The organism is Kitasatospora sp. NPDC058243 (assembly GCF_042882025.1).
Lineage (GTDB): Bacteria > Actinomycetota > Actinomycetes > Streptomycetales > Streptomycetaceae > Kitasatospora.
Window position 1 is genome coordinate 44,203 of sequence record NZ_JBHVWW010000043.1, and the last position, 7,999, is coordinate 52,201.

Annotated in this window: 8 protein-coding genes; 6 read left to right on the forward strand and 2 right to left on the reverse strand. The window is 73.0% G+C overall.

Features of this window, described 5'->3' with window-relative positions; translation table 11 throughout:
* Nucleotides 1-229: 229 nt before the first annotated feature.
* Together ACFVX9_RS25455 and ACFVX9_RS25460 are read right to left on the reverse strand one after the other, a co-directional pair.
* Nucleotides 230-940, reverse strand: a complete 711-nt coding sequence (locus ACFVX9_RS25455; RefSeq protein WP_380375457.1) for an MOSC domain-containing protein — start codon at nt 938-940, stop codon at nt 230-232.
* A gap of 94 nt (nt 941-1,034) precedes the next feature.
* Nucleotides 1,035-1,778: a cyclase family protein gene (locus tag ACFVX9_RS25460; protein ID WP_063348889.1), complete on the reverse strand. Its 744-nt coding sequence runs from the start codon at nt 1,776-1,778 to the stop codon at nt 1,035-1,037.
* Nucleotides 1,779-1,844: 66 nt separating this feature from the next.
* On the opposite strand from ACFVX9_RS25460, the gene ACFVX9_RS25465 reads away from it, so the two are divergent.
* The 6 genes from ACFVX9_RS25465 to ACFVX9_RS25490 all read left to right on the forward strand — a co-directional run bounded on the left by ACFVX9_RS25465 (nt 1,845) and on the right by ACFVX9_RS25490 (nt 7,830).
* Entirely contained in the window at nt 1,845-2,519 is a 675-nt protein-coding gene (locus ACFVX9_RS25465) for a UbiX family flavin prenyltransferase (protein ID WP_380426661.1), read from the forward strand.
* Nucleotides 2,520-2,638: 119 nt separating this feature from the next.
* Nucleotides 2,639-3,097, forward strand: a complete 459-nt coding sequence (locus ACFVX9_RS25470) for an Lrp/AsnC family transcriptional regulator (RefSeq protein WP_063348891.1) — start codon at nt 2,639-2,641, stop codon at nt 3,095-3,097.
* Between the two features lie 3 nt (nt 3,098-3,100).
* Nucleotides 3,101-4,063, forward strand: coding sequence for a threonine/serine dehydratase (locus ACFVX9_RS25475; protein ID WP_387983606.1), 963 nt, complete (start codon nt 3,101-3,103; stop codon nt 4,061-4,063).
* 51 nt (nt 4,064-4,114) lie between these two features.
* Entirely contained in the window at nt 4,115-5,278 is a 1,164-nt protein-coding gene (gene mqnE, locus ACFVX9_RS25480) for an aminofutalosine synthase MqnE (protein ID WP_063348893.1), read from the forward strand.
* 112 nt (nt 5,279-5,390) lie between these two features.
* Complete coding sequence (locus tag ACFVX9_RS25485) at nt 5,391-6,611, forward strand: L,D-transpeptidase family protein (RefSeq protein WP_380375453.1); 1,221 nt, start codon at nt 5,391-5,393, stop codon at nt 6,609-6,611.
* 274 nt (nt 6,612-6,885) lie between these two features.
* Nucleotides 6,886-7,830 (forward strand): beta-ketoacyl-ACP synthase III, encoded by a 945-nt coding sequence (locus ACFVX9_RS25490; protein WP_063348894.1) that lies wholly within the window; start codon nt 6,886-6,888, stop codon nt 7,828-7,830.
* Nucleotides 7,831-7,999 lie beyond the last annotated feature (169 nt).

The following is a 7,999-nucleotide window of genomic DNA, read 5'->3' on the forward strand; positions in this document are numbered from 1 at the left end:
TCTGCCGTCGGTATTTCAGCCGCCGGCCGGTACGTGTGCTTGGAGTCGGACCCGAAGTTCGAGGGCGTCGCCCCCAGCGCCTCTCGCGGTCCGGGTTCGGCGGGTTTCCCCGCCTCTCACTGGCATAGACGTGTGGCGGCCGCCGGGGTTGCAGGTGATCCAAAAGTTTTTTCGAAAACCTCTGAGACCGCCCTGACCTGCGGTTCCGCTCTCCAGGTGCTCGCCGGGCTCAGTGCAGCGCGAGCTCGTCGCCCACGCTCAGCCGCCCGGGGGCGGCGACCTCGGCGAGGGCGTCGAGCCGGCCGTCGTGGGCGTGCACGATCGCCTTGAGGATCTCGGGGGCGTGCGGCAGCCCCGGCTGCGGGGCGCCGGTCATCGCGCAGCGCTCGCTGGAGCGGACGAAGGCGAGGCGGGCGCCGGTGCCGCCGTGCCCCTCCCGGCCGAACCAGCCGTCCTCGACGAAGGGCGGGGTGCCCGGGGGCGTCCGCAGCAGGATGTTGGGGCGGAACCGGCGCTCGTCGACCACCGTGAAGGGGGCGGCCTCGCGGACCCAGTCCAGGGTGGCGGTGGTGAGCACGCTGACCGGCAGCTGGTCGAAGTGGGAGGCGGCGTCCTCGCGGGCGAGTTCGACGTCCTCGCGCTGGAGGTAGGCGCGCAGGAAGGCGCCCGGGTCGGCGACCGGGCGGCCGAGCGGGTCGAACAGTTCGGGGCCGTCGATCCGGTGGCCGAGGCGGGCGGAGAGGCGGAGCAGGCCGTCCATCCGGCGGAAGCGGCGGGTGTTCTTGCCCGAGCCGAGCTTGCCGTCCGCGTCGCGGACGGCGTAGAGGCGGTCGCCGGCCAGGCCGCGCTCGTCCACCTCGACGGAGTCGAGCCGCTCGCCGCCGGTGGATTTCACGGGGTAGCGCCAGAGTCGCTCGATCACTCCGATGATCTCTGCCATGGGCGGACAGCGTAGCGGCGGCGCCGGGGGATGGTCTAGACCAAGTCCCGTGCGGCGACTGGCCGGAACGCCCCGGGGCGGGTCTTCGAACTCCCTAGCCCAGCCGTGCCACCGCCCGGACCGGCGCACCGTCCGCCGCCGCCAGCCGCAGCGGGAACAGCGACACCTCGACCGGCCGCCCGGCCTCCTGGGCGTCCAGCAGCGCCCGCAGATCGGTCAGGTTCTCGGCGATCACCCCGCCGCCGGGCGCCCCCAGCAGCACCCGGTGCGCGGCGAGGGTCGGCTCGTCGGCGCCGGGCTGGTCGTGCTCGTCGGTGAGGTCCGCGAGCAGCGCGGCGACCGCCGGGTCGCCCGGGCCCGGGTCGGGGGTGGGGTCGACGCTCAGCGCGTCCACCCCGACGGTCCGCACCCCGGCGGCGACGATCGCCTCGGCGGCGGCCGCGGTCAGGCTGGGGTGCGCGAGGTAGGCGTCGGTGCCCCAGTGCCGGGCCCAGCCGGTGGCGAGCAGCAGGACGGACCCCTCGCCGACGCGCGCCAGGGCGGGCGCGAGCAGCTCGGGGGTGACGGCGGCCCGGGGCTCCAGTCCGCGCAGGTCGGCGAGCACCGCGGGGCCGGTGAACCGCTCCAGCGGCAGCCCGTCCAGGGTCGGCCAGGTGACGTCCACGTGGTAGGGCGCGTCCACGTGCGTCCCGGACTGCGAGCCGAGGTGCAGGGCCAGCACGTTCACCCCGGCGGTGGCGGTGGTGAGCGCGGGCTCCAACAGGACGGCCGGATCGCCGGGGTAGACCGGCATCGCGGTGGTCACCTGATGGGTGAGGTCGACGAGGGTCGCTGCCATGCCCCCATCCTTCCAGGGGAGCCCGCGGATGAGGCCCGACCGGGTGAGTCCGGATAGAAATGGGACATGGGAACAGTCAAGCGTCAGCCGTGGGTGGTCGGGGTCTCTGGTGCGTCGGGGACGCCGTACGCCGCCTCGGTGGTCCGGGCGCTGCTCGCCGCCGGGGAGCCGGTGGACCTGATCGTCAGCCGAGCCGCCCGGCTCACCATCCTCGACGAGACCGGCATCTCCTTCCGGGACGCCCACTGGCGCGCCGACCTGGCCGCCTGGCTGGGCTCCGACGAGGGCCTGGACGACGTCCGCTACTGGCCCGCCGGGGACTTCGCGGCCGGCCCGTCCAGCGGCTCGTACCCGGCCAAGGGCATGCTGGTGGTGCCCGCGACCACCGGCGCGGTGGCCGGGATCGCGCTCGGCCTGAGCAAGGACCTGCTGCAGCGGGTGGCCAGCGTCACCCTCAAGGAGCGCCGCCCGCTGGTCGTGTGCGTGCGCGAGGCGCCACTCAACGGGGTGACGTTGAAGCACCTGGTGGAGCTCGACGCGCAGGGCGCCGTCGTCCTCCCCGCCTCTCCCGGGTTCTACGCCGGCGGCTCGACCGTGCGGGAACTCGTCGACTTCGTGGCCGGCCGGGTGCTGGACGCGGTCGGCGTCCCGCATTCCCTGTACCTGCGCTGGGAAGGGGAGTTGGGGGCGGCGGCCCGCCGGGCCGACGAGAACGGCAGCGTGTCGGCTGAGGGGGAGTGAGGAGGCCGGGGGCGGGAGAGTATCTTCTCTGCGATATCCGGGTTGTTCCGCGCATGGCGCCTTGGAATCCGGATAATGATCTGTGGGTCTGGTGAGGTTCGGAAGGACGCGGACGGTATATGGACACGGTGGACAGACAGCTCATCCAGGCGCTCCGGGAGAACGGCCGCGCGTCCTACGCCGAGCTGGGCCGGCTGGTCGGGCTCTCCGGCCCGAGCGTCACGGATCGGATCAACCGGCTGGAGCAGGCCGGTGTCATCACCGGCTACCGCGCGACGGTCAATCCGGCCTCGCTCGGCTTCGGCGTCACGGCCCTGATCGGCCTTCAGCTGACCGACGCCGCCGATCACGAGGACGTCGCGCACCGGCTCAAGGACCTCAACGAGGTCGAGGACTGCTGGTTCATCGCGGGTGACGACTCCTACATGCTCAAGGTCCGGGTGGCCGACGTGGCGGGCCTGGAGTCGGTGGTCAAGCGGATCTCGGGCACGAAAGGCGTGGCCCGCACCCGCACCACCGTCGTACTCTCCACGAAGTGGGAGAACCGGGTGAGCGAACTCCCTCCCGAAGGAGAGTGACGGATGGCACTGGTCGGTCTGGAGGAGCTGCGCGCCGCTCGGCAGCGGATCGCGGGGGTGGCCGTGCGCACCCCGCTGGTTCCCGCCCCGTGGGCGGACGAGGGGGAGCGCCGGCTCTGGCTGAAGCCCGAGAACCTCCAGCCGACCGGGGCCTTCAAGACCCGTGGTGCGTACAACCGGCTGGCCGCGCTCACCGAGGGCGAGCGGGCCCGCGGCGTGGTCGCCCAGTCGAGCGGCAACCACGCGCAGGCGGTGGCGTACGCGGCGGCGCTGCTCGGCATCAAGGCCGTGATCGTGATGCCGGACACCTCGCCGGCGGTGAAGGTGGAGTCCACCCGGGGGTTCGGCGCCGAGGTGGTCCTGGTGTCGCCGGAGGAGCGGGACACCCTGCCCGCCGAACTGGCCGAGCGGCACGGCTACGTCTGGGTGCCGCCGTACGACGACCCGTTCATCATCGCGGGCCAGGGCACGGTCGGCCTGGAGATCGCCGAGGACGCCCCGGCCGGGCTGGACACCGTCCTGGTGCCGGTCAGCGGCGGCGGCCTGATCTCCGGGACGGCGGCCGCGCTCAAGCTCACCCGCCCGGGCATCCGGGTGATCGGCGTGGAACCGGAGCTGGCCGCCGACGCGCAGGCCAGCTTCCGGGCCGGCCGCCGGCTGGCCTGGCCGGTCGCCGACACCTACCGGACCATCGCGGACGGCCTGCGCACCCCGTCGGTCGGCGAGCTGCCCTTCGAGCACCTGACCGCGTACGTGGACGACATCGTCACCGTCACCGAGGACGAGATCCGCGCCACCGTCGCCCTGCTGGCCCGCCGCGGCCGGCTGGTCGCCGAGCCCTCCGGCGCGGTCGCCCCGGCGGCCTACTTCCACCGCGCCGCCGAGACCGGGGGCCGGACGGTCGCGGCCGTGGTCAGTGGTGGCAACATCGACCCCGCACTGCTCGCTGAGCTGCTGTCGGCATAGGCGTACGCTCGGTCCGGCAAGGAATCGAAGTCGGAGGAGGCGGGGCACCGCATGGACGCAGGGCTGAAGCGCGAGCTGGAGGCGAAGGTCTACGCGGGTGAGCGGCTGACCCGCGAGGACGGGATCGCGCTCTACGAGAGCGACGACCTGGCCTGGCTGGGCGGTCTGGCCCACCACGTGCGGACGCGGAAGAACGGCGACGTCGTCCACTTCAACGTCAACCGCCACCTCAACATGACCAACGTGTGCAGCGCGTCCTGCGCGTACTGCTCGTTCCAGCGCAAGCCGGGCGAGAAGGACGCCTACACGATGCGCATCGAGGAGGCCGTCCGGCTCGCCAAGGCGATGGAGGTCGACTCCCTCACCGAGCTGCACATCGTCAACGGCCTGCACCCGACCCTGCCCTGGCGCTACTACCCGCGCTCGCTGCGGGAGCTGAAGGCGGCCCTGCCGAACGTCTCGCTGAAGGCCTTCACCGCCACCGAGATCCACTGGTTCGAGAAGATCAGCGGCCTGCCCGCCGACGAGATCCTGGACGAGCTGATCGACGCCGGCCTGGAGTCGCTGACCGGCGGCGGCGCGGAGATCTTCGACTGGGAGGTCCGCCAGCACATCGTCGACCACGACACCCACTGGGAGGACTGGTCGCGGATCCACCGCCTCGCCCACAGCAAGGGCCTCAAGACGCCGGCCACCATGCTGTACGGCCACATCGAGGAGCCCCGCCACCGGGTGGACCACGTGCTGCGGCTGCGCGAGCTGCAGGACGAGACCGGCGGCTTCCAGGTCTTCATCCCGCTGCGCTACCAGCACGACTTCCACGACTCCAAGGACGGCGTCGTGCGCAACAAGCTGATGGCCCGCACGGAGATGGCCACCGGCGCCGAGGCGCTGAAGACCTTCGCGGTCTCCCGGCTGCTCTTCGACAACGTCCCGCACGTCAAGGTCTTCTGGGTGATGCACGGCGTCACCACCGCCCAGCTGGCGCTCAGCCACGGCGCGGACGACATGGACGGCTCGGTGGTCGAGTACAAGATCACCCACGACGCGGACAACTTCGGCACCCCGAACAAGCTGGGCCGCGACGACCTGCTCGACCTGATCCGCGACGCCGGCTTCCGCCCGGTCGAGCGCAACACCCGCTACGAGATCATCCGCGAGTACGAGGGCCCGGACCTGGGGCGCCGCGAGGCCCCGCAGGCGATGCGCCTCTGACCGGAGAACTCCCCCGCCGCCCGGGCCCCGGCCCGGGCGGCGGCGTTTCTTCACCGCCCCCGCACCCGCCCCGGGTTTACCAACCGGTACACCGTTTGGCAGGATCGGCGGTATGTCCGGTTCTCATCGCGCCACCACGTACCCGTCGTACGAGCCGATAGCGGAGCCGGTGTACGGGGTGCCGCAGCAGCCGTACGGGGCGGGTGAGCCGTACCAGCAGCCCGTCCGGCAGGACCACTACGGCGAGTACGGACAGCTCCCGCAGGCCCCTGACGGGTACTTCGAGGCGTACGAGCAGCCGTTCCAGCCATCCCAGCCGTTCCAGCCGTACGCCGCCGGGCCCGACCCGCTCGTCGCCGCCGAGCCGGTGTACGCCCCCGAGTCGGTGTACGACGCCGAGCCGGTGTACGCGTTCGAGCCGGAGCCCGTCCGGCAGCCCACGCCCCCGCCCGCGGCGGCGCCCGTGGGCCCCCGGGCGGCCGCTCGGGGGCACCGCCGGAAGGCGAAGAAGAAGCGTCACGGCAAGGCGGTGATGGCCGGCACCGCGTTGCTGGTCGCGGCCGCCGCCGGCTGGTACACCGTCGGCCAGGACGACGCCAAGCCCGTCGCCGCGGCCGCCGACGGCCCCGGCCCGGAGGGCGTCAGCACGCCCGACCAGCCGGCTCCCGCCGCCCGGGCCGCCGCCGACCGGCAGACCCAGCCCCCGGCCGCCGACCGCAGCCAGGTCCGTGCGGACGGCTCGGTCGCCGCGATACCCGGCCTCGGCGCCGACTTCGTCGCGAAGATACCCACCGAGACCACCCAGGTGGTGCTCGCCTCCGGCCAGGACAAGAACGGCAACAAGAACACCGTCACCCTCTGGACCCGCACCCCCGAGGGCCGCTGGCTGGCCGGCGAGACCTGGCAGGGCCACAACGGCAACAACGGCTGGACCACCGACCACAACGAGGGCGACCTGCGCAGCCCGATCGGCGTCTTCGCGCTCTCCGACGCGGGCGGCCGCAAGGCCGACCCGGGCAGCAAGCTCCCGTACGACAAGGACCCGAGCTTCGTGGTCTCCGGGACGGGCTTCTTCGGCGACCAGCTGGCCGGCTCCTTCGACTACGTGGTCGCGATCAACTACAACCGGGTGCCCGGAAACTCCCCGCTGGACCCGCGCCGCCCGATGGGGGCGAAGAAGGGCGGCGGGATCTGGATCCACGTCGACCACGACGGCCCCACCCACGGCTGCGTCTCGATCCCCGAGGACAAGATGGCCGAGCTGATCCGCACCCTGGACCCGGCGGCCCACCCGGTGATCGTGATGGGCGACGCCGCCTCGCTGTCCGCCTGACCCCGGCGTTCCGACCCCGGCCTGACCCCGGCCTGACCCCGGCCCGACTGCGGCGTTCCGGCGGCGTTCCGGTGGCGTCCGAACGGTGTTCCGGGCGGTGCCGGCCCCGTCATCGGCGGCGGTGCCCGCCCCGTCGTCCGCATCGGCGTCGATCCCGGCGCGCCCGGAGGCCAGTCGCCGCAACGCCCCTTGTCGGGCTCCTACAGATCGCGGGGGCGGATCCTGTAGCCGGGCGCGCCCCGCTGACCAGTGGGTAACCCGGTTCCATGGCACTATGAGCGGTTCGCGCATTGTGGCACTCGGCCACTACCAGCCCCCCAAGGTCCTCTCCAACGACGACCTGGAGGCGCTCGTCGACACCAACGACGAGTGGATCCGTAGCCGGGTGGGCGTCAGAACCCGGCACATCGCCGAGGGCGAGACCCTGGTCGACCTCGCCACCGAGGCCGCGCAGAAGGCGCTCGCCAAGAGCGGCCGGACGGCCGACGAGATCGACCTGATCGTGGTCGCCACCTGCACCGCGATCGAGCGCAGCCCCAACACCGCCGCCGCCGTGGCCGCCCGGCTCGGCGTCCGGGCGCCCGCCGCGTACGACATCAACACGGTCTGCTCCGGCTTCTCGTACGCCCTGGCCACCGCCGACCACGCGATCCGGGCCGGCGCGGCGCGCCGCGCGCTGGTGATCGGCGCCGAGCGGATGTCCGACACGCTGGACTGGACCGACCGCACCACCTGCGTGATCTTCGGCGACGGCGCCGGCGCCGCGGTGGTCGAGGCCCAGGAGGACGGTGCCGAGCCCGGCATCGGCCCGGTGGTCTGGGGCTCCGAGCCGGAGAAGGGCGACGCCGTGGTGATCACCGGCTGGGACCCGGTGATCAGCCAGCAGGGCCAGTCGGTGTTCCGCTGGGCCACCACCCAGCTCGCCCCGCTGGCCCGCCGGGCCTGCGAGCAGGCCGGGATCGACCCGTCGGAGCTGAAGGGCTTCGTGCCGCACCAGGCCAACCTGCGGATCATCGACTCGATCGCCGCCAAGCTGGGCCTCACCGACGCGGTGGTGGCCCGGGACGTGGTCGACTCCGGCAACACCTCGGCCGCCTCCATCCCGCTGGCCTTCTCCAAGCTGGTCGAACGCGGCGAGCTGTCCCCGGGCGACCCGGTCCTGCTCTTCGGCTTCGGCGGCGGGCTCGCCTACGCCGGCCAGGTGGTCCGCTGCCCCTGACGGCGCGGGGCACCTAGGGCCCCTGAGGGGCGGGAACGCGAACATGCCGGTGGGGGGGGAACCCGTGTGGGGGGGGGGCGCCCCCCGGAACGTTTTGCGCGCTTGCGGTACGTTCGGGGAGCTCCCCCACAGAGACGGTCACCCCCCACCCTCCCCCCAAGAGGAGGAA